The 25,234-nt window shown below is 72.7% G+C and carries 20 protein-coding genes; 8 read left to right on the top strand and 12 right to left on the bottom strand.

The genetic code is table 11. The features are described from left to right. Nucleotides 1–93: 93 nt before the first annotated feature. Together Q3W71_RS02290 and nrdR are read right to left on the bottom strand one after the other, a co-directional pair. Nucleotides 94–2,997: a vitamin B12-dependent ribonucleotide reductase gene (locus Q3W71_RS02290; protein ID WP_302917598.1), complete on the bottom strand. Its 2,904-nt coding sequence runs from the start codon at nt 2,995–2,997 to the stop codon at nt 94–96. A 21-nt stretch (nt 2,998–3,018) separates the two neighbouring features. Beyond that, a complete protein-coding gene (gene nrdR, locus Q3W71_RS02295) occupies nt 3,019–3,513 on the bottom strand; it encodes a transcriptional regulator NrdR (RefSeq protein ID WP_167187561.1) in 495 nt (164 codons plus the stop codon). A gap of 567 nt (nt 3,514–4,080) precedes the next feature. On the opposite strand from nrdR, the gene lexA reads away from it, so the two are divergent. Further along, nucleotides 4,081–4,869 carry a transcriptional repressor LexA gene (lexA, locus tag Q3W71_RS02300; RefSeq protein WP_302917599.1) on the top strand — a complete coding sequence of 263 codons (789 nt, stop codon included), beginning with the start codon at nt 4,081–4,083 and terminating at the stop codon, nt 4,867–4,869. 87 nt (nt 4,870–4,956) lie between these two features. On the opposite strand, the gene Q3W71_RS02305 is transcribed toward lexA, so the two are convergent. Together Q3W71_RS02305 and hflX are read right to left on the bottom strand one after the other, a co-directional pair. Beyond that, nucleotides 4,957–6,618: a hypothetical protein gene (locus tag Q3W71_RS02305; protein WP_302917600.1), complete on the bottom strand. Its 1,662-nt coding sequence runs from the start codon at nt 6,616–6,618 to the stop codon at nt 4,957–4,959. Nucleotides 6,619–6,668: 50 nt separating this feature from the next. Continuing rightward, on the bottom strand, nt 6,669–8,120 hold the full coding sequence (gene hflX, locus Q3W71_RS02310; RefSeq protein ID WP_302917601.1) for a GTPase HflX: 1,452 nt from the start codon (nt 8,118–8,120) through the stop codon (nt 6,669–6,671). A gap of 177 nt (nt 8,121–8,297) precedes the next feature. On the opposite strand from hflX, the gene Q3W71_RS02315 reads away from it, so the two are divergent. Then, nucleotides 8,298–9,764, top strand: a complete 1,467-nt coding sequence (locus Q3W71_RS02315) for an NAD-dependent malic enzyme (protein ID WP_302917602.1) — start codon at nt 8,298–8,300, stop codon at nt 9,762–9,764. Nucleotides 9,765–9,897: 133 nt separating this feature from the next. Here Q3W71_RS02315 and dapF read toward each other — a convergent pair whose 3' ends face one another. From dapF to Q3W71_RS02330, 3 genes are all read right to left on the bottom strand, one after another. Continuing rightward, nucleotides 9,898–10,749, bottom strand: a complete 852-nt coding sequence (gene dapF / locus Q3W71_RS02320; protein ID WP_302917603.1) for a diaminopimelate epimerase — start codon at nt 10,747–10,749, stop codon at nt 9,898–9,900. A 7-nt stretch (nt 10,750–10,756) separates the two neighbouring features. Then, nucleotides 10,757–11,704: a tRNA (adenosine(37)-N6)-dimethylallyltransferase MiaA gene (gene miaA / locus Q3W71_RS02325; protein ID WP_302917604.1), complete on the bottom strand. Its 948-nt coding sequence runs from the start codon at nt 11,702–11,704 to the stop codon at nt 10,757–10,759. Between the two features lie 61 nt (nt 11,705–11,765). Then, the gene (locus Q3W71_RS02330; RefSeq protein ID WP_302917605.1) at nt 11,766–12,482 is read right to left on the bottom strand and encodes a hypothetical protein; all 717 of its coding nucleotides are present in this window, start codon (nt 12,480–12,482) and stop codon (nt 11,766–11,768) included. Nucleotides 12,483–12,683: 201 nt separating this feature from the next. Here Q3W71_RS02330 and Q3W71_RS02335 point away from each other — a divergent pair, with 201 nt between their 5' ends. Continuing rightward, complete coding sequence (locus tag Q3W71_RS02335; protein WP_302917606.1) at nt 12,684–13,892, top strand: DUF349 domain-containing protein; 1,209 nt, start codon at nt 12,684–12,686, stop codon at nt 13,890–13,892. Between the two features lie 332 nt (nt 13,893–14,224). Here the strand turns inward: Q3W71_RS02335 and miaB are convergent, their stop codons facing one another. Next, nucleotides 14,225–15,724: a tRNA (N6-isopentenyl adenosine(37)-C2)-methylthiotransferase MiaB gene (gene miaB / locus Q3W71_RS02340; protein ID WP_302917607.1), complete on the bottom strand. Its 1,500-nt coding sequence runs from the start codon at nt 15,722–15,724 to the stop codon at nt 14,225–14,227. Between the two features lie 52 nt (nt 15,725–15,776). On the opposite strand from miaB, the gene Q3W71_RS02345 reads away from it, so the two are divergent. Beyond that, nucleotides 15,777–16,007, top strand: coding sequence for a DUF2277 family protein (locus Q3W71_RS02345; RefSeq protein WP_302917608.1), 231 nt, complete (start codon nt 15,777–15,779; stop codon nt 16,005–16,007). A gap of 137 nt (nt 16,008–16,144) precedes the next feature. Here the strand turns inward: Q3W71_RS02345 and Q3W71_RS02350 are convergent, their stop codons facing one another. Both Q3W71_RS02350 and selD read right to left on the bottom strand, forming a co-directional pair. After that, nucleotides 16,145–16,624: a hypothetical protein gene (locus tag Q3W71_RS02350; RefSeq protein ID WP_302917609.1), complete on the bottom strand. Its 480-nt coding sequence runs from the start codon at nt 16,622–16,624 to the stop codon at nt 16,145–16,147. A 220-nt stretch (nt 16,625–16,844) separates the two neighbouring features. Then, nucleotides 16,845–17,834 (bottom strand): selenide, water dikinase SelD, encoded by a 990-nt coding sequence (gene selD / locus Q3W71_RS02355; RefSeq protein ID WP_302917610.1) that lies wholly within the window; start codon nt 17,832–17,834, stop codon nt 16,845–16,847. A gap of 193 nt (nt 17,835–18,027) precedes the next feature. On the opposite strand from selD, the gene Q3W71_RS02360 reads away from it, so the two are divergent. From Q3W71_RS02360 to Q3W71_RS02375, 4 genes are read left to right on the top strand one after another with little or no spacing between them, the layout of a single operon-like run. Continuing rightward, the gene (locus tag Q3W71_RS02360) at nt 18,028–18,783 is read left to right on the top strand and encodes an amino acid ABC transporter ATP-binding protein (protein WP_302917611.1); all 756 of its coding nucleotides are present in this window, start codon (nt 18,028–18,030) and stop codon (nt 18,781–18,783) included. Nucleotides 18,784–18,840: 57 nt separating this feature from the next. Next, nucleotides 18,841–19,722, top strand: a complete 882-nt coding sequence (locus tag Q3W71_RS02365; RefSeq protein ID WP_302917612.1) for a glutamate ABC transporter substrate-binding protein — start codon at nt 18,841–18,843, stop codon at nt 19,720–19,722. A 41-nt stretch (nt 19,723–19,763) separates the two neighbouring features. After that, a complete protein-coding gene (locus Q3W71_RS02370) occupies nt 19,764–20,471 on the top strand; it encodes an amino acid ABC transporter permease (protein WP_302917613.1) in 708 nt (235 codons plus the stop codon). Beyond that, entirely contained in the window at nt 20,468–21,433 is a 966-nt protein-coding gene (locus Q3W71_RS02375) for an amino acid ABC transporter permease (protein ID WP_302917614.1), read from the top strand. The genes Q3W71_RS02370 and Q3W71_RS02375 overlap by 4 nt, the downstream gene beginning before the upstream one ends. A 59-nt stretch (nt 21,434–21,492) precedes the next feature. Here the strand turns inward: Q3W71_RS02375 and rny are convergent, their stop codons facing one another. Further along, entirely contained in the window at nt 21,493–23,259 is a 1,767-nt protein-coding gene (gene rny, locus Q3W71_RS02380) for a ribonuclease Y (protein ID WP_302917615.1), read from the bottom strand. Nucleotides 23,260–24,434: 1,175 nt separating this feature from the next. Beyond that, nucleotides 24,435–25,163: a 3-keto-5-aminohexanoate cleavage protein gene (locus Q3W71_RS02385; RefSeq protein WP_302917616.1), complete on the bottom strand. Its 729-nt coding sequence runs from the start codon at nt 25,161–25,163 to the stop codon at nt 24,435–24,437. Nucleotides 25,164–25,234 lie beyond the last annotated feature (71 nt).

Here is a 25,234-nt window from a genome sequence, read left to right on the forward strand (position 1 = left end):
CCAGGGCGTTGAGGCCGCGACATCCCGCATCGCGCGCGGAGGAACGGACGAGCCCCGGGCGTCGGAACGCCCGGGGCTCGTCGCGGTGGTTCGTCAGCTGCAGCCGCTGGTGGAGCCGCAGCCCTCGCAGACGTAGCAGCTACCGGCCGGGCGCATCTTCGTACCGCAGGTGAAGCAGAGCGGCGCGTCGGCGGCCTTGCCGATCACGGCCTCCAGCAGCTCGGTGCTGGAACCCACCGACGGCGCCGGCTTGGCGGCGGCGACCTCGGCGACCTCCTGGGCCGGCTGGGCCACCGGGCCGGTCTTCGGCTCCTCCGGCTTGGTCTCGACCGGGGCGGAGGCGGCCATCGCGGCGAGGTCCGCGCCGCTCTCCGCCTCCGCCTCGGCCCGCAGCTGGGCAGCCCGCTCCTTGGCGGTGAAGATGCCCAGCTCCGCGCGCCGCTCGTACGGCAGGAAGTCCAGCGCGAGCCGACGGAAGATGTAGTCCATCACCGAAGCGGCCATCCGCACGTCCGGGTCGTCGGTCATGCCGGCCGGCTCGAAGCGCATGTTGGTGAACTTGCTGACGTACGTCTCCAGCGGCACGCCGTACTGGAGGCCGATGGAGATGGCCACCGAGAAGGCGTCCATCACCCCGGCGAGGGTCGAGCCCTGCTTCGACATCTTGAGGAAGACCTCGCCGAGGCCGTCGTCCGGGTAGGACGACGCGGTGAGGTAGCCCTCGGCGCCGCCGACGGAGAAGCTGACCGTCTGGGACGGGCGCTTCTTCGGCAGCCGCTTGCGCACCGGGCGGTACTCGACGACCTTCTCGACCACCTTCTCCACCTCGGCCGGAGCCTCGGCGGTGGCCTTGTTCGGCTTGGCCGCGGACAGCGGCTGGCCGACCTTGCAGTTGTCCCGGTAGATCGCCAGGGCCTTGAGGCCGAGCTTCCAGCCCTCGAAGTAGATCTTCTCGACGTCCTCGACGGTGGCCTGCTCGGGCATGTTGACCGTCTTGGAGATCGCGCCGGAGATGAACGGCTGGACCGCCGCCATCATCCGCACGTGCCCCATCGGGGCGATCGACCGCTCGCCCATGGCGCAGTCGAAGACCGGGTAGTGCTCCGGCTTCAGGCCGGGGGCGTCCACCACGTGGCCGTGGTCGGCGATGTGCTCGACGATCGCCTCGACCTGCTCCTCGGGGTAACCGAGGCTGCGCAGGGCGCGCGGCACCGTCTGGTTGACGATCTGCATCGAGCCGCCGCCGACCAGCTTCTTGAACTTGACCAGCGCCAGGTCGGGCTCGACGCCGGTGGTGTCGCAGTCCATCATCAGGCCGATGGTGCCGGTCGGGGCGAGCACGCTGGCCTGCGAGTTCCGCCAGCCGTTCTTCTCACCGACCTTGTTGCCCAGCGTCCACTGCTTCGTGGCCTCCCGCTGGATGGCGGTGGCCACGGTGCCGGCCGACTTGATCTCGTCGTTGGCGGCGGCGTGCTTGCGCATGACCCGCTTGTGCGGCTCCGCGTTGCGGGCGTAGCCGTCGTACGGGCCGACGATGCCGGCCAGCTCGGCGGAGCGGCGGTAGGCGGTGCCGGTCATCAGCGAGGTGATCGCCGCGGCGACCGAGCGGCCCTGGTCCGAGTCGTACGGCAGGCCGGAGGCCATCAGCAGGGCGCCCAGGTTGGCGTAGCCGATGCCGAGCTGTCGGTAGGCGCGGGTGGTCTCACCGATCTTCTCGGTCGGGAAGTCGGCGAAGCAGATCGAGATGTCCATCGCGGTGATGACCAGCTCGACCGACCTGACGAACTTCTCCACCTCGAAGCCACCGTCGGCGCGGAGGAACTTCATCAGGTTGAGCGAGGCCAGGTTGCACGAGGAGTTGTCCAGGTGCAGGTACTCCGAGCACGGGTTCGACGCGGTGATCCGGCCGGTCTCCGGGCAGGTGTGCCAGTCGTTGATGGTGTCGTCGTACTGCAGGCCGGGGTCGGCGCACTCCCAGGCGGCCTGGGAGATGGTGCGGAACAGCTTCTTGGCGTCGATGGTGTCGATCACCGAGCCGTCCAGCCGGCCGCGCAGGTCGAAGCTGCCGCCGTTCTCCACGGCGGTCATGAACTCGTCCGACACCCGGACCGAGTTGTTGGCGTTCTGGTACTGCACGCTGACGATGTCGGCGCCGCCCAGGTCCATGTCGAAACCGGCGTCGCGCAGCGCGCGGATCTTGTCCTCCTCGCGCGCCTTGGTGACCACGAACTCCTCGATGTCGGGGTGGTCGACGTCGAGGATGACCATCTTGGCCGCGCGCCGGGTGGCGCCGCCGGACTTGATGGTGCCGGCGGAGGCGTCCGCGCCGCGCATGAAGCTCACCGGGCCGGAGGCGGTGCCGCCGGAGGAGAGCAGTTCCTTGGAGGAGCGGATCCGGGAGAGGTTCACCCCGGAGCCGGAGCCGCCCTTGAAGATCAGCCCCTCCTCCTTGTACCAGTCCAGGATCGAGTCCATCGAGTCGTCGACCGCGAGGATGAAGCAGGCGCTGACCTGCTGCGGCGACGGCGTGCCGACGTTGAACCAGACCGGCGAGTTGAAGCTGAACACCTGGTGCAGCAGCATCCAGGTCAGCTCGTGCGCGAACACCTCGGCGTCGGCCGGGCTGGCGAAGTAGCCGTACTCCTCACCGGCCGTGCGGTAGGTGGTCACCACCCGGTCGATCAGCTGCTTGAGCGACCACTCCCGCTCCGGGGTGCCCACCGCGCCCCGGAAGTACTTGGTGGTCACGATGTTGGCCGCGTTGACGCTCCAGGTCTCGGGGAACTCCACCCCGCGCTGCTCGAAGTTGATCGAGCCGTCCCGCCAGTTGGTCATCACGACGTCGCGGCGCTCCCAGGTGACCTCGTCGTACGGGTGCACCCCCTCGGTCGTCCAGACCCGCTCGACCTTCAGACCTGTCCCCGCCTTGTTCCGCGACCTGCTCGTCGTCACGACGTCCGCCCCCTCGTCTACGTGGTCACCCACCACGCGTCCCATCTGTCAGAAATCTGGAAAAACTCAACCGGCCCGGCCCGCGGCCTCTGCCGCGCCGGCCTCGGCGCCCTCCCGGGCGCGTGCCCGCAGCGTCTCGATCTCCCGCTCGAAGTCGGCGAGCGAGTCGAACGACCGGTAGACGCTGGCGAACCGGAGGTAGGCCACCTCGTCCAGGTCCCGCAACGGGCCCAGGATGGCCAGCCCCACCTCGTGGCTGGGGATCTCGGCGGCCCCCTTGGCCCGGACGGTCTCCTCGACCCGCTGCGCGAGCAGCGCGATCGAGTCGTCGTCCACCGGCCGGCCCTGGCACGCCTTGCGCACCCCGCCGATGATCTTCGTGCGGCTGAACGGCTCGGTCACCCCGCTGCGCTTGACCACCGCGAGGACCGCCTCCTCGACGGTGGTGAACCGCTTGCCGCACTCCGGGCAGGACCGCCGCCGGCGGATCAACTGGCCGTCGTCGGCCTCCCGCGAGTCGACCACCCGAGAGTCGGCGTGCCGGCAGTACGGACACCGCATCGCCTGACCTCCTTCGTCGATCCACGGGCCCGATCCCACGCATCTCCGGGCACGCCGGACCCCGGCGGGGCCATCCTCCGATGGCCGTCGCCGTGCCGACAGTACTGGAGTGCGGTCGGTAGTCGAACCCAACCTGTAGGCGACTTACGCCCGTGTGACTACTACATCTAGGGGTCGACCGTATGCCGCCGACGAACGGAGGTCAAGTTGGGCGGCGTGTCCGGCGCGTCACCGGCAAACCGCGTCGAACCCACCGTCCGGTGCCGCCGGAGGACCAACCGAACGACCCCGCCGGGGGTTACCGCCCGGCCGGTCCGCGCTCGCCGACGATCCGCCAGGATCGAACACCCGTTCGACCCGACGTACCATTACCAGAACGGGCGTACGAGCCGCGAGCTTTTCCACCGCGACACGCCGAGCCGAGGTCGTACAGATGTTTGAAAATGACCGATCTCACCTATACGGTCAGGAACAACCGGTCGCGGCACCCGCCGCACCGGCCAGCACAGCCCCGCCGCACGCACCACGAGCCGCCGAGGCACCCAGCGCCGACCAGGGAGGACGGACGTGACCGAGGACCGGGCCAGCCGGCCCAAGAGCCCGCACCAGATCACCGAGGCGGGCCCGCCGGCCACCCGACGCCGGGCCGCCACCCGCGGCCGGGCGGCCGGGCAGCCCGCCGTGCGCCCGGTCACCCCGGTGGTCAGCGCATTCCCCGACCCGGCGACGGTCGACCTGACCGCCCGGCAGCGGCGGATCCTGGAGTTCATCCGCACCTGGGTCGACCGGCACGGCTACCCGCCGAGCGTGCGCGAGATCGGCGAGGCGGTCGGCCTGGTCTCCCCGTCCAGCGTCGCCTACCAGCTCAAGGAGCTGGAGAAGAAGGGCTTCCTGCGCCGCGACCCGAACCGGCCGCGGGCGGTGGACGTCCGCGCCCCGAGCGACGTGGTCGACGACGAGCTGAGCCGCTCCCAGCGCCCCACCCCGGCGTACGTGCCGATGCTGGGCCGGATCGCCGCCGGTGGCCCGATCCTGGCCGAGCAGGCGGTCGAGGACGTCTTCCCGCTGCCCCGCGAGCTGGTGGGTGAGGGCGAGGTCTTCATGCTCCAGGTCAAGGGCGACTCGATGCTCGACGCGGCGATCTGCGACGGCGACTGGGTGGTGGTCCGGCAACAGCCCAACGCCGAGGCCGGCGACATCGTCGCGGCCATGCTCGACGGCGAGGCGACAGTGAAGACCTACCGTCGGCGCGACGGTCACGTCTGGCTGATGCCGCAGAACCCGGCATTCGACCCGATCCCGGGCGACGACGCCACCATCATGGGTCGGGTCGTCGCGGTGCTGCGCCGCATCTGACCCGTTCCGCCGGGTGGCCGCCGACCGGCGGTCACCCGGACCGGCCCACCCCCGACGGCGGGTCAACCGGTCGGGCGAAGGGGATGGTCAGTACCGGTCGCCCCGATAGCCCCGGCCGGGCACCTGGCCGTACGAGCCGCGCCCGTCGTCGTAGCCGCCGTCGCGGCGGCGCCCTGGCCGCTGCCCCCGGGGATCCTGCTCCGGGCCGCCCCGGCGAGGCGGCTCCGCCCGGCCACCACCGCCGTACCCACCGCCGGGCTGACCGCCGTAGACGCCGCCACCGCCACCGGCGGGCCGGCCGTTGGGGCGGCCGCCACCGTAGACGCCACCCCCGTCGGCCGGGCGGCCACCGCCGTAGACGCCACCACCGCCCGCCGGGCGGCCACCGCCGTAGACGCCGCCACCGGCCGGTGCGCCACCCCGGCCACCGCCGCCCGCCCGGCCACCACGGTCACCGCCGCCGGCCGGGGGGCCACCGCGGCCGCCGCCGTAGACCCCGCCGCCGGCCGGTCCCCCGTACACGCCGCCGCGGCGGGCGTCGGGCTCGGAGCGGTCGTCGTCGGGTCGGATCCGGCGATTGTCGGGCAGGTCGTCGTCGGGGTCCCGGCCGTCCGCGTCGTCACCGGACGACCCGGCGCCGCGCTTGCGGGCCCGGAGGATGCCGACGATGCCGGCGCCGACCAGCAACGCGCCGATCACGCCGACCGCCGCGATGAGGTAGGTGATGTCCTGCAGCGACAGCGAGTCGAACCAGGACAGCGAGGCCTTCTTCGGCTGGCCGTCATCCTCGCCGGCCACCGGCTTCGCGCCCTCGGTGGAGGGGGTGTAGCTGAGGATCTCAATCGGCTCGTCCTCCTCCATCTGCCCGCCGTCGGAGACGGTGAGGAAGGACTTGCCGTCGGGGGTGTAGGCGATCGCCTCGCCGAACGGGTCGGCCAGCGGGGTCACCTTGGGCTTGCCGGTGGTCACCGCGGCCAGCACGTCGCCGTTCGACACGTCGTACTCGAAGGCGTCGGCGTACGTGCGCAGCACCACCCGGGTGCCGTCCGGCGACCGGGCGGCGCCGGTGATCGCGACCCGGCCGAAGGTGTTGAACGGGTTCTCCGTGGCCGTCTTCGGCAGGGTGATCTCGCCGACCTGCTTCATCGGCACCGGCTCGGTGTCGCCGGTCTTGAGCTTGCCGTCCGGGGTGAAGACCTTCGCCTTGCCGCTCGTCACCTTCGTGATGACCAGCGGGCTGCCGTCGGAGTTGATCAGCAACGCCTCGGCGTCGTGGTGCTTGCCCTCCGGGTACGACAGCCGGTGCAGCTGCGGCTTCTTGCTGCCGCTGACCGGCATGCTCCACACCGCCACCCGGTCCCGCCGGTTCTTGCTGGTGACGTTGTCGCCGGTGTCGGCGATCCAGAGCGTCTTGCTGTCCGGGGAGAGCGCCAGGTCCTCGGTGTCGAACGGCCCGCCGCCGGAGTAGCTGACGTCCTTGGTGACCTCGCACTTGCTGTCGAGGAAGAAGACCCGCTTGCGGCTCTCGACGTCGGTGCCGTCGTTGATCACGATGTAGCCGCTCCGGGTGGCCACCAGGCCGGAGAGTTCGCGCAGCCGCTCGTCGGCCACGGTGCACCGCTTCTTGCCCGGGGCAACCGCGGACGGGAGGGAGGCGGGGGCGGGCGCCGCCACGGCGGCTCCGCCGGCCGCCACGGCTACCCCCACCAGACCGAGGGCAGCCATGATCAACGAGACAGCGCGGCGCATGGAGTCAGTGTCGCATGCCCCACGTTTCGGCCGGGTGACGCCGGGACGCCTCACCGGGCCCCGGCGACCGCCTGGTCCTCCCCCGCCCGGAACGGCGCCAGCTCGGCCGCGAGGCTCTCGCCCACCCGGACGTGCAGCAACGTGCCCTCCGCCAGGTGGGCCGTGCTGAGCACCTCGCCCTGCCGGTGCACCCGGGCGACCAGGTCACCCCGGTCGTACGGGAGCACCGCGCGGACCTCCACCGCGGGGCGGGGCAGCCGTGCCTCGATCTCGTCGCGCAGCCCGTCGATGCCGCGGCCGCTGTGCGCCGAGACGAAGATCGCCTCCGGCCAGAGCCGCTTCAACCGCAGCAGCGTCTCCTCGTCGGCGGCGTCGGTCTTGTTCACCACCAACAGCTCCGGCAGCCGGTCGGCGCCCACCTCGCCGAGCACCTCACGGACCGCCCGGACCTGCTCCTCCGGATCCGGGTGGGTGCCGTCGACGACGTGCACCACCAGGTCGGCCTCGGCGACCTCCTCCAGCGTCGAGCGGAACGCCTCGACGATCTGGTGCGGCAGGTGCCGGACGAAACCGACGGTGTCGGAGAGGGTGTAGAGCCGCCCGTCGGCGGCGGTGGCCCGGCGGGTGGTCGGGTCGAGGGTGGCGAAGAGCGCGTTCTCGACCAGCACGCCCGCCCCGGTCAGCCGGTTGAGCAGGCTCGACTTGCCGGCGTTGGTGTAGCCGGCGATGGCCACCGCGGGGACGGCGTTGCGGGCCCGGCGGGCGCGCTTGGTCTGGCGTACCGTCTTCATGCCCTTGATCTCCCGGCGCAGCCGGGCGATCCGGTGCCGGATCCGGCGCCGGTCGGTCTCCAGCTTGGTCTCACCGGGACCACGCAGGCCCACGCCGCCGCCGGCGCCGCCGCCGCGACCGCTACCACCGGTCTGCCGGGACAGCGTCTCGCCCCAACCCCGCAGCCGGGGCAGCAGGTATTCCAGCTGGGCCAGCTCGACCTGGGCCTTGCCTTCCTTGCTCTTGGCGTGCTGGGCGAAGATGTCGAGGATCAGCGCCGTCCGGTCGACCACCTTGACCTTGGTGCGCTGCTCCAGGTTGCGCAGCTGGGACGGGGACAGCTCGCCGTCGCAGATCACCGTGTCGGCGCCGCTGGCGAGGACCACCGAGCCGAGGTCGTCGACCTTGCCCCGCCCGATGTAGGTGGCCGGGTCCGGCCGGTTGCGCCGCTGGATCAGCCCCTCCAGCACCTGCGAGCCGGCGGTCTCGGCCAGCGCGGCCAGCTCGGTGAGGGAGTTCTCGGCGTCGATCTGGGTGCCCTCGGTCCAGACGCCGACCAGGACGACCCGCTCCAGCCGGAGCTGGCGGTACTCGACCTCGGTGATGTCGGTGAGCTCGGTGGAGAGGCCGGGGACCCGCCGCAGCGCCTGCCGCTCCGACAGCTCGAACTCACCGGTGGTGGCGTCGAGCTCGTCGTCGTCGAGGGGAACGTAGGTCTCCTGGTCTCGCAAGCTGTTCTCCTGTCCGTTCTGTCAGGTACCGAGCAATCCTGACATGTAGCAACGCCGGACGCACCTGCAATATGCCCGGTGGCGTACCCGCCGGTAGCGGGGTCGGATGCCGGCCGACCTGCGCGGGCGAGTAGAAATGCGGGGCGACACCCGTTCAGTGCTGACGGAGGGAAACCCGTGGCCATCACCCGACTTCCGAGTGCGGGCTTCTCGATCACCATCCGGATCGCCGTACCCGCCGACGCCTCGTCGATCGGCCGGCTGACCACCTCCGTCGGGGAGGCAGGGGCGATCGTCACCGCGCTGGACGTCGTCGACTCCGACCCGACCCACGTGATCGTCGACCTGACCTGTGACACCGCCGACGCCGGCCACGCCGACCAGGTGGTCGAGGCGCTCACCGCGCTGGACGGGGTGGACGTGCGGAAGGTGTCCGACCGCACCTTCCTGCTGCACCTGGGCGGCAAGATCGAGGTGAGTTCGAAGGTCGCGCTGCGCACCCGCGACGAGCTGTCCCGGGCGTACACCCCGGGGGTGGCCCGGGTCTGCCAGGCGATCGCCGAGAACCCGGCCGACGCCCGCCGGCTGACCATCAAGCGCAACACCGTGGCCGTGGTCAGCGACGGCTCGGCGGTGCTGGGCCTGGGCAACCTCGGGCCGGCCGCGTCGCTGCCGGTGATGGAGGGCAAGGCCGCGCTGTTCAAGCGCTTCGGTGGGGTGGACGCCTGGCCGGTGGTCCTCGACACCCAGGACACCGACGAGATCGTGCAGATCGTCAAGGCCATCGCCCCGGCGTACGGCGGGATCAACCTGGAGGACATCGCCGCGCCGCGCTGCTTCGAGATCGAGGCCCGGCTGCGCGAGGCGCTGGACATCCCGGTCTTCCACGACGACCAGCACGGCACCGCCATCTGCGTGCTGGCCGCGCTGACCAACGCGCTACGGGTGGTGGGCAAGCAGCTCGCGGACGTCCGGGTGGTGGTCTCCGGCGCCGGTGCGGCGGGCACCGCGATCATGAAGCTGCTGCTGCGCCAGGGTGTGGGCGACATCATCGCGTACGACCGGCAGGGCGCCCTGCACCGCGGCCAGGCCGGCCTCAACCCGGCCTGGCAGTGGCTGGCCGAGCACACCAACAAGGAGAACTACTCCGGCGACCTGCCCGGGGCGATCCGGGGCGCCGACGTCTTCATCGGGGTGAGCGCGCCCAACCTGCTCACCGGCGAGGACATCGCCGCGATGGCCAAGGACGCCATCGTCTTCGCGCTGGCCAACCCGGACCCGGAGGTCGACCCCCGGGAGGCGCGCAAGCACGCCGCGGTGGTCGCCACCGGCCGCTCGGACCAGCCGAACCAGATCAACAACGTGCTCGCCTTCCCCGGCGTCTTCCGCGGCATGCTCGACGCGCACGCCGAGGAGTTCACCGAGGAGATGGCGATCGCCGCCGCCCAGGCCATCGCCGACGTGGTCGGCGAGGACAAGATCAACCCGACGGTGATCGTGCCCAGCGTCTTCGACTCGCGGGTCGCGCCGGCGGTGGCCGCGGCCGTCCGGGCCGCCGCGCAGAACCCGGCTCCCGCCCCGGCCGCCGACCCCGGTCCGGCCGACCTGCCCGAGATCGCCGCCGAAGCCTCCGCCACCCCCTGACCCGCCCGCGCCCCCCTCCCCGCGCCAGGTCGGCGCGACGGGGACGGTGATCGCTGGTGTTCGGGTGCGTCTGTCGTCGCCACAGCAGCAACAGACGCACCCGGACCGCGGCGCCGGGTGGCGGAGGGCCGGGTCAGGGGGCGGTGGTGAGGGCGGTGGGGGCGATCTCGCCGGTGGCGACCAGCACGGCCGGACCGGCGAGCCAGCACGAGTCGTCGGTGACGGTGACCGAGAGCCGGCCGCCGGGGACGTCCACCGCCACCACGCCGGTGTCCCGGCCGGCGTCGCGCAGGGCCACCGCGGCCACCGCGCAGGCGCCGGTGCCGCAGGAGAGGGTCTCCGCGGAGCCCCGCTCGTACACCCGCATCAACACGTGCCCGTCGGCGCCGTCGACCGGGTCGCCGAGGGCGGTGAACTCGACGTTCACGCCGTTGGGGAAGGCGGCCGGGTCGACCTCGGGTGCCCGGGTGAGGTCCAGCCCGGTCAGGTCCAGGCCGGCCGGCAGGGCACAGACCAGGTGCGGGTTGCCCACGTCCACCGAGGTGCCGGGCAGGGTCAGCCCGCCCAGCGAGGCGGTCGACGTGTCGTACAGCCGGGGGCGGCGCATCTCGACGGCGATGCTGTCGCCGCTCACCCGCGCCCGCACGACGCCGGCCCGGGTGGCCACCGGCAGCGTCCCGTCCGCCGGGTCGGCCAGCCCGGCGGCGACCAGGTAGCGGACGAACACCCGGGCCCCGTTGCCGCACATCTCGGCGAACGAGCCGTCGGAGTTCCAGTAGTCCATGAACCACTCGGCGTCCCCGGCCTGCCCGGCGGCCTCGGGGTGCGCGGTCGCCCGGACCACCCGCAGCACGCCGTCGGCGCCGAGCCCGCGCCGGCGGTCGCAGAGCGCGGCGACCATCCCTGGCGTCAACTCCAACTGCCCGTCCGGGTCGGGCAGGATCACGAAGTCGTTGCCGGTGCCGTGCCCCTTGGTGAACTCCACGCCCCCATCATCGCGCAGCGGCGGGGACCAGCCGCAGGGCCTCGGCAACCAGGTCCGGCGCGGCCGCGTCCAGCCAGTGGATCCGCGGGTCCCGGCGGAACCAGGAGCGTTGCCGGCGGACGAAGCGCCGGGTGGCCCGGATCGTCTCGTCGTGCGCCTCGGTCTCGGTCAGCTCACCGGCCAGGAACCGCAGCACCTGCTGGTAGCCGAGCGCCCGGCCGGCCGTACGCCCCTCGGGCAGGCCGCGGCCGACCAGCTCGCGGGTCTCGGCGACCAGGCCGTCCGCCCACATCCGGTCCACCCGCAGGGCGATCCGCTCGTCCAGCAGCGCGGTGTCCAGGTCGACCCCGACCTGCACGGACGGGTAGTACGGCGTCGGCTCGGGGAGCGCGGCGGTGAACGGCGCCCCGGTGAGCTCGATCACCTCCAGCGCCCGCACGATCCGCCGGCCGTTGCCGGGCAGGATGCCCGCCGCGGCGGCCGGGTCGGCGGCGCGCAGCCGGGCGTACAGCGGCGCCGGGCCGGCCTCGGCCAGCTCCCGCTCCAGCCGCTCGCGGACCGCCGGGTCGGTGCCGGGGAACTCGAACCGTTCCAGCACCGCCCGGACGTACAGCCCGGAGCCGCCGACCAGCAGCGGCACCCGGCCCCGGGCCAGGATGTCGTCCACCGCCGCCCGGGCCAGCCGCTGGTACTCGGCGACGCTGGCCGGCTCGGTGACGTCCCAGATGTCCAGCAGGTGGTGCGGCACCCCCTCGCGCTCGGCGGGGGTGAGCTTGGCGGTGCCGATGTCCATGCCGCGGTAGAGCTGCATCGAGTCGGCGTTGACCACCTCGCCGTCCAGGGCGTGCGCGAGGGCGATGCTCAGCGCCGACTTGCCGGCCGCGGTCGGCCCGACCACGGCCACCACCGGGCCGGCCGGCGGGCGGCTGCCACCGGCCTCGACCGGCCCGCTCATGCCGGCCCGCCGCTTCGCCGCGCGCCGCCGCGCGGCACCACCGCGCCGACGTTCCGCCCGCTCACCCGAGCTCCCAGCCGGCCACGAAGTAGGCCACGCCGTAGGGGGCGGCGTGGTAGCTCAGCTCGCCACGCCAGGCGCCGCCGGCCGCGCGGGCCGCGCCGGCGAGCACCTGCCAGGGCGCGCGCCCGGCGACCCGCAGCTCCGCCGACAGCCCCGGGTCCAGGCCGAGCAGGGCCCCGGCGTCCGCGTCGGCCAGCGCCCGGGCGACCCCCCGGTCGTACGGCTCGGCGCGCGGGTCGTGGTAGCCGGGCGACTTCTCCCCCCGGCAGGCGGACCCGTCCCCCATCGCCAGCAGCGCGACCCGCGGGCGGTACCCGTCGACCTGTCGGGCGAGTTCGGCCACCTCGTCGGCGGGCGCGTCCGGCGACACCTGGGCGCCGACCACCCGCGCGCCGACCCGGTGCCGGCCGAGCAGCCACGCGCCGACGGTCACGCTCAACGGCAGCACCGCCGGCCCGTCGGGCAGCGCCGGGACCAGCGGGACGGTGCGGTCCACGCCGAACGGGCGGAGCGTGCCGAGGGCGGGCGGGATGATCCAGCCCGTCTCCGGGCCGGCGCCCAGCACCACCACGCAGTCCGGCTCGCTGGCCAGCAGCCGGGTGACGGCGGCGTCGCAGGCGGCCCGGAGGTCGTCCAGCTCACCGGCGGCGGTGCCGGCCACCTCGGGCACGAGCAGGGGCGGATGCGGGCAGACGGCGGCGGCGACCAGTGGCACGGGTCCACGTTAGCGGGACGTCCCGGTGCGTCCCCGCGCCGATCCGGTCATTCGACGGCTAGGACACCGTATGGTCACGGTCGGCGATAGGCGCTCGACGCGGACGGGGGCGGACCTGTGACAATGCCGGGAGAAACTTTGCTGCGCCGTGGCGGCGATCGCGGGACTGCTCCCCGACGCCGGGAGAACGAGGATGGGCACATGAGCGACTGGACTGCCTTCGGACGGGTGGACGCGGACGGCACCGTGTACGTCAAGACCGCCGAGGGTGAGCGGGTGGTCGGTTCCTGGCAGGCGGGAGCACCGGAGGAGGGGCTGGCGCACTTCGCCCGGCGCTTCGCCGACCTGGTGACGGAGGTGGACCTCACCGAGGCCCGGCTCAACTCGGGTGCGGCGGACGCGGGCCACTCGCTGACCACGATCCGCCGGCTGCGTGCCTCGCTGGCCGAGGCGCACGTGGTCGGCGACATCGACGCGCTCGCCGCGCGGCTCGACAAGCTCGCCACCGTCGCCGAGGAGAAGGCCGGGGAGGCCCGGGCCGCCCGGGACGCCGCCCGCAGCGAGGCGCTGGCCCGCAAGACGGCCCTGGTCGAGGAGGCCGAGAAGATCGCCGCCGAGTCGACCGGCTGGAAGACCGCCGGGGACCGGCTCAAGGAGATCCTCGACGAGTGGAAGACCATCCGCGGGGTCGACAAGAAGACCGACGGCGAGCTGTGGAAGCGGTTCGCCGCGGCCCGGGACGGCTTCACCCGCCGGCGCGGCGCCCACTTCGCCTCCCTCGACGCGCAGCGCAAGCAGGCGCAGTCGGTCAAGGAGGAGCTGGTCGCCGAGGCCGAGAAGCTGACGGACTCCACCGACTGGGCGGCCACCGCCAACCAGCTCAAGGACCTGATGAACCAGTGGAAGGCCGCGCCGCGCGCCTCCAAGGAGGCCGAGCAGCGGCTCTGGGAACGGTTCCGGGCGGCGCAGGACGCGTTCTTCACCCGGCGCAGCGAGGTCTTCTCGGCCCGCGACAACGAGCAGCGGGCCAACCTGGAGCGCAAGCAGGCCCTGCTCGCCGAGGCCGAGGCGCTGGACGTCGACGGTGACCCGAAGGGCGCCCAGGCCAAGCTGCGGGAGATCCAGGCGCAGTGGCACGAGGCCGGCCGGGTGCCCCGGGAGGCGGCCGCCGGGCTGGAGCGCCGGCTGCGCGCGGTCGACGAGAAGGTCCGCGAGGTGATGGACTCGGCCTGGCGGCGGACCACCAAGGAGGACAACCCGCTGCTCGCCCAGATGCGGGCGCAGGTCGCCGAGGCGGAGGAGCGGCTGGCCCGCGCCCAGGCCGCCGGCGACGCCAAGCGGATCCGCGAGGCCGAGCAGGCGCTGGCCTCGAAGCGGCAGTTCCTCCAGCTCGCCGAGCAGTCCAGCTGACCTGATCCAGCGTGACGAGCCCCGGTCCCCCACGGGACCGGGGCTCCTGCGTGTCCCGGACCCGCCGCGCGCCCGCCGCCCGTCCCCGCCCCGCCCCGCCCGCAGGCCGGGGGCCGTCCCGCTCGGATGGCCGCCCTGCCCCGGGACCGCCGCCCCGCCCGCGCCGCTGCGGGCCGCGGCGCGGCCCGACAACGGCGCACCTTCCCGGTGCGCGGATCCTGGGGCGCGCCGGGCCACGATCGCGCTACACCAACGATCCAGTGGCCTCACCGTGCGGTCGAGGGCACTACATCCGGGTTGCGCGTGATCTTGCGGCAGGCCCCGGTGACCGGTCAGTGGGCGGCGCAGCCGGTGGTCGGCGCGGGCGCCGCGGCCGGCGCGCCGACCGTGGGCAGCCCGAGCAGCACCCCGGGCGTACGCGGGGCACGCCCCGCCTCGGCCGCGTCGCCGGCCCGGGTGCGCCGGTGCGACAGCGGCTCGCCGTCGGCGTTGAGGTGGTGCGGCGCGGCGTACGTCACGGTGGTGTGCACGATGTCGCCGGGGCGGATCCGTCCCGCGTACGAACCGGCGTCGAAGTGCACGAGCCGGCCGTCCCGGGCCCGGCCGGACATCCGTCCGGTGCGCTCGTCCTTGCGCCCCTCGCCGACGGCGACCAGCACCTCGACGGTCTCCCCGACCAGCTTCCGGTTCTCCGCCCAGGTGATCTCCTCGACGCAGGCGATCAGCCGCTCGTAGCGCTCCTGGACGACCTGCTTGGGCAGTTGGCCGTCCATCGTGGCGGCCGGGGTGCCGGGGCGCTTGGAGTACTGGAAGGTGAACGCCGAGGAGAACCGGGCCTCGCGCACCACGTCGAGGGTGCGCTCGAAGTCGGCCTCGGTCTCGCCGGGGAAGCCGACGATGATGTCGGTGGTGATCGCCGCGTCCGGCATGGCCGCCCGCACCTTGGCGATGATGCCCAGGTAGCGCTCGGCCCGGTACGAGCGCCGCATGGCACGCAGCACCGCGTCGGAGCCGGACTGCAACGGCATGTGCAGCGAGTGGCAGACGTTCGGGGTCTCGGCCATCGCGGCGATCACGTCGTCGGTGAAGTCCTTCGGGTGCGGGCTGGTGAACCGGACCCGCTCCAGGCCCTCGACGTCGCCACAGGCGCGCAGCAGCTTGCCGAAGGCCAGCCGGTCGCCGAACTCGACGCCGTAGGAGTTGACGTTCTGCCCGAGCAGGGTCACCTCCAGCACGCCCTCGTCGACCAGCGCCCGCACCTCGGAGAGGATGTCACCGGGGCGGCGGTCCTTCTCCTTGCCGCGCAGGGAGGGCACGATGCAGAACGTGCAGGTGTTGTTGCAGCCCACCGAGATCGACACCCAGCCGGCGTACGTCGACTCGCGGCGGGTGGGCAGCGTGGAGGGGAAGACGTCGAGGGATTCGAGGATCTCCACCTCGGCGGCGGTGTTGTGCCGGGCCCGCTCCAGCAGCACCGGCAGCGAGCCGATGTTGTGCGTGCCGAAGACCACGTCCACCCAGGGCGCCTTGCGGACGATGTCGCCGCGGTCCTTCTGGGCCAGGCAGCCGCCGACGGCGATCTGCATGCCGGGGTGCTTGTCCTTCACGGGGCGCAGATGACCGAGGTTGCCGTAGAGCCGGTTGTCGGCGTTCTCCCGCACCGCGCAGGTGTTGAAGACCACCACGTCCGGGTGCTCGTCGGCCTCGGCGGCGCGCACGTAGCCCGCCTGCTCCAGCAGCCCGGAGATGCGCTCGGAGTCGTGCACGTTCATCTGGCAGCCGTAGGTGCGCACCTGATAGGTGCGCGGGCTGCTCGCCGCTGCGGTAGTCATGACCCGGACAGCGTATCCGGGCCGGGTAGCCCGAACCGAACGAGGAGGAGCCGTGTGCCGGAGCATCAAGACCCTGCGTGAGCCGTACGTCGCCGAGGTGACCCCGGCCGACGTCGACGCCGCGGCGTTGCAGTACGTCCGGAAGATCTCCGGGTTCCGCAAGCCGGCCGCGCACAACGCGGCCGCCTTCGACGCGGCGGTGGCCGCCGTCGCCGCGGCCACCCAGACGCTGCTGGAGCAGTTGGAGGTCCGGGGCGGGCGGTCGGCCAGCCCGACGAGTTGACCGCGGGTCCGACCGGGCCCGGCCCGCTGACCGGCCTGGCCCGCTGACCGACGGGCCCACCGGCTCCCGCTCGCTGACCGGCGCGCGATCCGCCGGTCCGGCGCGCTGACCGCCGGCCGGCCCGCCCGCGTCGTCGGTCAGGCGGCGGCGAGCGCGGGCAGCACCGAGTCGGGCGCCCACTTCGAGCGGTGGCACTGGGACCAGCCCCGACAGCCGGCGTTGGCCTCGGTGCAGAGCCGCTGGTCGCCGAGCACCTCGCCGTCGTCGGTCTCCCGGACGGTGAAGTGCACCGGCCGGATCGTGCCGTCCGGCGCGACGAGCAGGTGCCGGCCGGCGTCGAGGGTGTCGTCGCGCACCAGGCAGTTGCGGTCCAGCAGCCGGGCCAGGGCCGCGATGCTGGCGTGCTCGGGGAGCCGTTCCGGGACCCCGTAGCAGTCCACCATCGTGCCGAAGTCGCCCGGCGCCTCCCAGACGTCGCAGATCACCGCGTACGTCGGCAGCCGGGTCGGGTCGGCCACCGCCAGGGGCATCACCACCCGGCCGAGCGCCTCGGCCAGTGCCGGGTAGACCTGAACCGGCGCCGCCCGGTCGATTCTCCAGTTCCACAGCTCGGTCATGCCGCCTCCTCGCTGTGCTCGTCCCACCGGCCTCCGGATCGGGCCTTACTGACGATGGTGGGGTGCATTTGACCTCAGCCGGGGGCAAGTTACCGGTCTGTGACCATTCCGGGCAAAATTTACCCGAGCCGCATTGCTCCGAGTAGCCGGAAGATGACAGTTTATCGGGTATGGTGCCGCATCCGGTGCCGCGCCACGTCGTCTTTCCGACCCGCGTCGCTCAGCGCAGGACCACCAGGTGCTCGCCGCGCGGGAGCAGTTCGCCGACCACGGTGGCACCCGGGAGTTCGCCGGCGACCAGCAGCCCGCCGGAGGTCTGCGCGTCGGCCAGCAGCAGCCGGTCGTCCGCGCCGACGCGGCCGAAGTCCGTCCACGGCGTCACCCAGTCCAGGTTGCGCCGGCTGCCGCCGCTGACGTACCCGTCGCGGACCGCCTCGCGGGCGCCGGCCAGGTAGGGCACCCGGGCCGCGTCGAGGGCCACGGTGAGCCCGCTCGCCCGGGCCAGCTTGGACGCGTGGCCGAGCAGCCCGAAGCCGGTCACGTCGGTGCCGCAGCGCACGCCGGCGGCCACCGCCGCCCGGGCCGCGTCGCGGTTCAGCGTGGTCATCGCCGCCACCGCCTCCGGGAAGCGCTCCCCGGTGTTCTTGTGCCGGGTGTTGAGCACCCCGACGCCGAGCGGCTTGGTCAGCGACAGGGGCAGGCCCGCCCGGCCGGCGTCCAGGGTGATCAGCTCGTCCGGGCGCACCACCCCGGTGACGGCCAGCCCGTACTTGGGCCCGTCGTCGTCCACGCTGTGCCCGCCGGCCAGGTGGCAGCCGGCGTCGCGGGCCACGTCCTGGCCGCCGCGCAGCACCTCCCGGGCCAGCTCCAGCGGCAGCACGTCACGCGGCCAGCAGAGCAGGTTCAGCGCCACCAGCGGGGTGCCGCCCATCGCGTACACGTCGGAGAGGGCGTTGGTGGCGGCGATCCGGCCCCAGTCGTACGCGTCGTCGACGACCGGGGTGAAGAAGTCGGCGGTGCTGACCAGGCCGGTGCGCTCGTCCAACCGGACCACCGCCGCGTCGTCGCCGTGGTCCAGGCCGACGAGCAGTTCGACGGTGCCGGCGGCCGGGCCGAGCCCGGCGACCATCGCCTCCAGCTCGCCGGGCGGGATCTTGCAGGCGCAGCCGCCGCCCCGGGCGTACCGGGTCAGCCGTACCGGTTCGGTCATCCCTACATGATTTACTCGACGCGCGCAGGTCGCCACATGGCGCACCAGGACGGTGGTCGAATTCGGACTTCCCGCCGTGATCACGAATGGTGTTACCGCTCCGTGACCAACTGAGTTGCATTCCGCCACATCCCCCCGCCTACAGTTGCCCAACCGGGGGTCAACCGACCCCGCTGGGGCGACGACAGGGACGGTGGACGACGTGACGACGGGCGAACCGCTCATCGTGCTGGACTCGGTCAACAAGTGGTTCGGGCCGCTGCACGTGCTGGACGACGTCTCACTCTCGGTCGGCAAGGGCGAGGTGGTCGTGGTGATCGGCCCGTCCGGCTCCGGCAAGTCGACGCTCTGCCGCACGATCAACCGACTCGAGCCGATCAACTCCGGCACCATCACCTTCGACGGGCAGCCGCTGCCGGCCGAGGGCAAGGCGCTGGCGAAGCTGCGCAGCGAGGTCGGCATGGTCTTCCAGTCGTTCAACCTCTTCGCGCACAAGACCATCCTGGATAACGTCACCCTCGGGCCGATCAAGGTGCGCAAGGAGAAGCCCGCGGCCGCCCGCGAGCGCGCCCTCGCCCTGCTCGACCGGGTCGGCATCGCCAACCAGGCCGACAAGTTCCCGGCCCAGCTCTCCGGCGGTCAGCAGCAGCGGGCGGCGATCGCCCGCGCGCTGGCCATGCAGCCCAAGGCGATGCTCTTCGACGAGCCCACCAGCGCGCTCGACCCGGAGATGGTCGGTGAGGTGCTCGAGGTGATGACCTCGCTGGCCCGCGACGGCATGACCATGGTCGTGGTGACCCACGAGATGGGCTTCGCCCGGCACGCGGCCAACCGGGTGATCTTCATGGCCGACGGCCAACTGGTCGAGGACGCTCCCCCGGCCGAGTTCTTCGGCAACCCGCGCAGCGAGCGGGCCAAGGACTTCCTCTCCAAGATCCTCACGCACTAGGCGTCCGTACCTGGAGCGCGCCGTCCCCCGGCGGCTTCGTCGAAGAAGGAGAAGAGTATGCGTATGAAGCGCGTAGCGGCGCTCGCCGCGGCCGCCACCCTGGCGCTCGGCATGGCCGCCTGCGGTGGCGACGACGACGGCGGCGAGGGCACCGGCGCCGGCAGCAAGTCGTTCGCCGCCGGCACCACGATGGAGCGGCTGAACAAGGCCCAGTCCATCAAGATCGGCACCAAGTTCGACCAGCCGGGCTTCGGCCTCAAGGGCCTGTCGGGCAAGCCGGAGGGCTTCGACGTCGAGGTCGCGAAGATCATCGTCAAGGAGCTGGGCATCCCCGAGGACAAGATCGAGTGGGTGGAGGCCCCCTCGAAGGTCCGCGAGGACGTGATCGTCAACGGCACCGTCGACCTGGTCGCGGCGACCTACACGATCAACGACAAGCGCAAGGAGCGGATCGCCTTCGCCGGGCCGTACTACGAGGCCGGCCAGAACATCCTGGTGAAGAAGGACGACACCACCATCACCGGGCCGGACTCCTTCAAGGACGGCACCAAGAAGGTCTGCTCGGTCACCGGCTCGACGCCGGCCGAGGAGATCAAGAAGTACGTCAAGGACGTCGCCACCCAGCTGGTGCTCTTCGACACGTACGACAAGTGCAAGGACGCCCTCAAGGGCGGCCAGGTGGACGCGGTGACCACCGACAACGTCATCCTGCTCGGCTACATCGCCAAGGACGAGGCGTCGTTCAAGCTGGCCGGTGACAACTTCACCAAGGAGCCGTACGGCATCGGGGTGAAGAAGGAGGACACCGAGTTCCGCAACTTCATCAACGACACGCTGGAGAAGGCGTTCGCCGACGGCAGCTGGAAGAAGGCGTGGGACGACACCGCCGGCAAGTTCGGTGCCGAGCTCGGCAGCGCTCCGACCGTCAACCGCTACTGATCTGACCCGTTGATCTGGAGGGTGGGGAGGAAGACCGACCCGTGAGTGTGCTCATCGACAAGTTCGACGTCTTCGCGGGTGGTTTCTGGCTCACCCTCCAGATCTGCGTACTCGCCGCGATCGGCGCCCTGATCCTGGGCGCCGTCGTGGCGGTGCTCCGCATCTCACCGGTGCCGCCGCTGCGCGCGCTCGGCACCGGATACGTGAACGTGTTCCGGAACATGCCGCTGACCGTGGTGATGTTCTTCGCCGCCTTCGGCCTGCCGGCGCTCGGCTCCAACGCGGACTTCCTCCGCATCCCCGGGCTGGACGCCATCTTCACCCGGCTCGGCACCGACCTGCCGTACTTCCGCTTCGCGCTGGTCGCGCTGGTGCTCTACACCGCGGCGTTCGTCTGCGAGGCGCTGCGCTCGGGGGTCAACGCGGTGCCGGCCGGGCAGGCCGAGGCCGCCCGGTCGCTGGGCCTCACCTTCGGCCAGAACCTGCGCTACGTGGTACTGCCGCAGTCCTGGAAGGCGTCCGTGGTGCCGCTCGGCTCGGTGATCATCGCGATGATCAAGAACTCGGCGCTGATCGGGTTCTTCGGGGTCGTCGGCGACCTCTCCGCGACCGCCGACCAGCTCACCTCGGCCGAGGGCTACGCCTTCGTGCCGGTCGCCATCGGCATCTCGATCGGATACCTGATCATGACCGTCCCCCTGGGCGCCCTCCTCGACCGGATCGAGAAGCGGCAGGCGGTGGCCCGATGAGCCAGCAGACCGTCCTCTACGACGTACCCGGCCCCCGGCAGCGCCGGATCACCCTGGTCAGCAGCGTGGTGGCCACCGCCCTGCTGCTGGTCGGCGCCTACTTCCTGGTCTACCGTCCGCTGGACGAGAAAGGCCAGTTCTCGATGGAGCTGTGGGGCCCGCTGGTGGACCCCGGCAACGAGAACTTTCCGCTGGTCTGGGAGCGGATCGGCCTCGGCTTCAAGAACACGCTGATCGCCGCCGCGCTGGCCATCGTCTCCTCGCTGATCGTCGGCACCCTGCTGGCGATGCTGCGGATCCAGCTCAAGAGCCTCGCCAGGCGCCGGTTCACCGGGCTGGCCACCCCGGTGTCGTACCTGCTGCGCGGGCTGAGCATGCTGCTCTCCGGGGTCACCCGGGTCTGCGTCGAGGTCTTCCGGGGCCTGCCCGTGGTCATCACGATCTTCTTCGTGGCCCGCGGCTTCCCGGAGTTCGGGGTTACCTTCGACACGCTCTGGTACCTGGTCATCGGCCTGACCATCTACAACTCGGTGGTCATCGCCGAGATCCTCCGCTCCGGCATGGAGGGTCTGCCCGGCGGGCAGGCCGAGGCGGCCGCGGCGATCGGTCTCGCCCCGTGGCAGACCACCCGGATGATCCTGCTGCCGCAGGCGTTCCGGATCATGCTGCCGGCGCTGATCAGCCAGCTCGTGGTGGTGCTCAAGGACACCTCGCTCGGCTTCATCATCAGCTACGAGGAGGCCCTGAACATCGGCAAGCAGATCATCGGCTCGCTGGGCAACCCGATCCAGGTCTACATCGTGATCGGCGTGATCTTCATCGTGGTCAACTACTCGCTGTCCAAGCTGGCCCAGTACGTCCAGCACCGGCTCGCCCGGGGCCGCAAGAGTGCGGGCGGCACCCGTACCGGGGCCGCGGGCACCGAGCTGGAGACCGAGGCGGTCGCCGGCACCACCACCTGACGTCGGGAAACGAGAGGGCCGGCCCGGGAGACCGGGCCGGCCCCCTCGCCGTTGACGGGTCAGCGGGCGATCTCGGTGACCCGGGACTCGCGGACCACGGTGACCCGGATCTGACCGGGATAGGTCAGCTCCTCCTCGATCTGCTTCGCCACGTCCCGGGCCAGCACGGCGGCGCCGATGTCGTCCACGTCGTCCGGCTTGACCATCACCCGGATCTCCCGGCCGGCCTGCATGGCGAAGACCTTCTCCACGCCGAGCTTGCCGGCCGCGATCTCCTCGATCCGCTCCAGCCGCTTGACGTACGCCTCCAGGCTCTCCCGGCGGGCGCCCGGCCGGCCGCCCGAGCAGGCGTCGGAGGCCTGGGTCAGCACCGCCTCGATGGTCTGCGGCGGCACCTCGTTGTGGTGCGCCTCGATGGCGTGCACCACGTCCTCGCTCTCGCCGTACTTGCGGGCCAGGTCCGCGCCGATGATCGCATGGCTGCCCTCCACCTCGTGGGTGAGCGCCTTGCCGATGTCGTGCAGGAACGCGCAGCGCTTGATGGTGGGCACGTCCAGGCGCAGCTCGGCGGCCATGACGCCGGCGATGTGCGCGGTCTCCACCAGGTGCTTGAGCACGTTCTGCCCGTACGAGGTGCGGTAGCGCAGCCGGCCGAGCAGGGTGACCAGCTCCGGGTGGATCTCGGTGATGCCGACCTCGACCAGGGCGTCCTCGGCGGCCCGCTGGCAGAGCTCCTCCACCTCGTGCCGGGCCAGGTCGTAGACCTCCTCGATCCGGTGCGGGTGGATCCGGCCGTCCAGCACCAGCTTCTCCAGGGTCAGCCGGCCGACCTCCCGGCGGACCGGGTCGAAGCAGGAGAGCAGTACCGCCTCGGGGGTGTCGTCGATGATCAGGTTGACCCCGGTGACCGACTCGAAGGCCCGGATGTTGCGGCCCTCGCGACCGATGATCCGCCCCTTCATCTCGTCACCGGGCAGGTGCAGGACGCTGACCACGCTCTCCGCGGTCTGCTCGCTGGCCACCCGCTGGATGGCGTCGACCACGATGTGCCGGGCCCGCTGCTCGGCGGTGCTGCGCGCGTCCGCCTCGATGTCCCGGACCAGCAGCGCCGCCTCCCGCTTGGCCTGCGACTCGATGGCCTCGATCAGCTCGGCCCGGGCCGCGTCGGCGGTGAGCCCGGCCACCCGTTCCAGCTCGCGCCGCCGCTGCTCCTCGGCCTCGGCCAGCTCCGCCTCCCGCCGGGCCAGCTCGGCCTCCCGGGCGGCCAGCGCGGCCGTCGCGGCGGTCAGCTGCCGCTCCCGCTCGGCTAGCCGCTCGACCTCCTCGGTGTGCAGTCGCTCCCGCTCGTCCATCCGGGCCGCCCGGCGCTCGACCTCGGCCGCCTGCTCGCGGGTGGTGGCGGCGAGCACCGCCACCTCACGCTCGCCGCTGCGCCGGGCCGCCGCCCGCAGTTGCTCGGCGTCCGCCTCGGCCTGCTTGTGCGCCCGCTCCAGCACGGTGTCCGCCTCGGCGCGGGCGTCGTCGAGCACCCGGCGGGCCTCCGCCCGGGCCGCCTTCGCCTCCGCCTTGGCCGCGGCCGCCTCGGCCCGCGCCGCCGCGGCCGCGGACTTCGCCACGTCGATGGTGCTGTTCGCCTCGTCGGCGGCGCTGCGCAGCGCGGCCAGGGACTGCTCCTGCCGGTCCTTCTCGGCGATGAAGGCCGGATCCTCGGGAGCCGGCGCGGCCTGGAACCGGCGCAGCGTCCGGACGCCCAGCAGCACCGCCCCGACCACCACCACGGTCAGGATCAGCACCACCACGAGGAGCACGACGTCGAATCCGCTCATGCCGGCACTCCGCTCCGCTGCGTGCCGACACGAGGCTCAAGCGCACCGCCCCGCTGATCCGCTCGCTGACGCTCCCTCATGCCGGCACTCCGCTCCGCTGCGTGCCGACACGAGGCTCAAGCGCACTGCCCCGCTGATTCGCTCGCTGACGCCCGCTCATGCCGGCACTCCGCTCCGCTGCGTGCCGACATGAGGCTCAAGCGCACTGCCCCGCTGATTCGCTCGCTGACGCTCGCTCATGCCGGGACCTCGTGGGGACCACCGGTGAACCTGTGCCGCCCCGCCATGGCCGCCTCCCCTGAACGTCGGCGCCGCAGTGACCGTGCCGGAAGGCACACTCCTGCGGCTCTGGACGCCCGACCGGAGCGACTGGCCGTGGGTAGCTCTCTCCGCCGGCGGTGCCCGAAGCATCGCCGGCGACCGGGTGCAGTTGTCTCCTCAACTCCCGACCGGCCTGTCCGGAGCTGCGGTGGTATGGCCGGTGGTGCTGGCCAAAGTGATGCGGTTCTGTTACGCGATCTATGTTGTGCGCTTAGCCTGCGCTGGTCGGGCAATGTGAGCCTGTATGGCGAGGCTAGGTCGCGAGGGCCGGTCTGGTCAAGAACTCATGATCAAACCCCCCGAACGGAGCGAAGTTGCCGCGTCACCCAGCGCTGACGAAACGCCGGACACCGGGGGACAAACTCCACCGCCCGGGCCGGTGTCGGATGGCTGTCATCGCTGCTCAACCCCGGGGTCGAGCGCGCCGGCAAGGTGCTCCGCCCGGCCCGACCCGGCCGGCTCGGGCTCGCGACTCGGGCTTAGGGGCTCGGGACTCGGGACTGGGGCTCGCGGCTCAGGGCTCGCGGCTGGGGACTGAGGGCTGGGGGCTCGCGGCTGGGGGCTCGCGGCTCGCGGCTGGGGACTGAGGGCTCGCGGCTCGCGGCTCGGGGCTCGCGGCTCGCGGCTCGGGGCTCGGGGCTCGGGGCTCGCCGGAGGATCATCGCGGCGTCGTCGCCGCGGCTGATCGACTCGTGTCGCCGACATGGCGGTCTCCCGGCCCGCCGGACACCGCCACATCGCCGATCTGGCGTCGGGCCGGCGCCAACCCGGCGGCGGGTGCCGCCGATCCCGCGTCGGTCAGCGCCGCCGCGGCGAGGGGTGCCGTCGGCCCGCGCCGGCCCGGCGGGGGCGGCTCAGCGGGCGCCGGCGGCCAGCGCGGCGGTGACCAGTGCCGGGTTGTCCGGGGCGGGCGTGCCGTCCGGTAGCTGGAGGGTGTCTTCCAGGCCGATGCGGGTGTGCAGCCCCCGGCGGACCGCCTCGGCGAGCACCGTCCAGGTGGCCGGCCCCTCGGCGTGCAGCAGCACCGGCGGCTCGACCCGCGGCTCGACCGGCGCCGCGGCGCGCGGCAGGGCGGCGAGCATCGCCGCCGCGTCCGCGAGCGCCACCGGCGGTTGCTCGGCCATGCACTCGATCAGCAGCCGCCCCGCCGGCACCCGCCAGGCCCGGTAGGCCGCCACCGCCTCGACCGTCCAGAACCCGGCCTCCACCAGCACGCCCCGCTCGTGCAGCGCGGCGGCGACCGCCTCCGCGCCCTCCTCGTGGGCGTTGACCGACGCGAAGTCGGGCAGGACCCGCCAGGCGCGGACGGCGGCCACCCGAGCGGCCGGATCCGGTTCGATCCAGGCGCCGGTGCTCACCCCGACCGGCAGCCCGGGCCGGGCGGCCCGGATCGCGGTGAGGGCCGCCGCGATGACCTCGGGACGCAACGACTCGGCACCGTCGGTGTCGCGCGGATGGACGTGCACCGCCGCCACGCCGAGATCGGCGCAGCGGGCCGCGTCGGCGGCCAGTTCGGCCGGGGTGAGCGGGACCGCCGGGTGCTCGTCGCGACCCCGCCCGCCGTTGAGGCAGGCCTTCAGCATCGGCCGGCCCTCCCTGGCGCCGCCACCCGCCGACCGGCCGCCGGGAGTGGTTCGCTCGGCCGGTCGCCCGG

The organism is Micromonospora sp. C28SCA-DRY-2, from assembly GCF_030519475.1.
In the GTDB taxonomy this organism is placed as follows: domain Bacteria; phylum Actinomycetota; class Actinomycetes; order Mycobacteriales; family Micromonosporaceae; genus Micromonospora.

What these genes read in the sequence shown, in the direction of transcription:
- Q3W71_RS02290 (WP_302917598.1), bottom strand. Translation starts at nt 2,997, where the DNA reads ATGGGACGCGTGGTGGGTGACCACGTAGACGAGGGGGCGGACGTCGTG.
- nrdR (WP_167187561.1), bottom strand. Translation starts at nt 3,513, where the DNA reads ATGCGGTGTCCGTACTGCCGGCACGCCGACTCTCGGGTGGTCGACTCG.
- Q3W71_RS02305 (WP_302917600.1), bottom strand. Translation starts at nt 6,618, where the DNA reads ATGCGCCGCGCTGTCTCGTTGATCATGGCTGCCCTCGGTCTGGTGGGG.
- miaA (WP_302917604.1), bottom strand. Translation starts at nt 11,704, where the DNA reads ATGAGCGGGCCGGTCGAGGCCGGTGGCAGCCGCCCGCCGGCCGGCCCG.
- Q3W71_RS02335 (WP_302917606.1), top strand. Translation starts at nt 12,684, where the DNA reads ATGAGCGACTGGACTGCCTTCGGACGGGTGGACGCGGACGGCACCGTG.
- miaB (WP_302917607.1), bottom strand. Translation starts at nt 15,724, where the DNA reads ATGACTACCGCAGCGGCGAGCAGCCCGCGCACCTATCAGGTGCGCACC.
- Q3W71_RS02350 (WP_302917609.1), bottom strand. Translation starts at nt 16,624, where the DNA reads ATGACCGAGCTGTGGAACTGGAGAATCGACCGGGCGGCGCCGGTTCAG.
- selD (WP_302917610.1), bottom strand. Translation starts at nt 17,834, where the DNA reads ATGACCGAACCGGTACGGCTGACCCGGTACGCCCGGGGCGGCGGCTGC.
- Q3W71_RS02365 (WP_302917612.1), top strand. Translation starts at nt 18,841, where the DNA reads ATGCGTATGAAGCGCGTAGCGGCGCTCGCCGCGGCCGCCACCCTGGCG.
- Q3W71_RS02375 (WP_302917614.1), top strand. Translation starts at nt 20,468, where the DNA reads ATGAGCCAGCAGACCGTCCTCTACGACGTACCCGGCCCCCGGCAGCGC.
- rny (WP_302917615.1), bottom strand. Translation starts at nt 23,259, where the DNA reads ATGAGCGGATTCGACGTCGTGCTCCTCGTGGTGGTGCTGATCCTGACC.
- Q3W71_RS02385 (WP_302917616.1), bottom strand. Translation starts at nt 25,163, where the DNA reads ATGCTGAAGGCCTGCCTCAACGGCGGGCGGGGTCGCGACGAGCACCCG.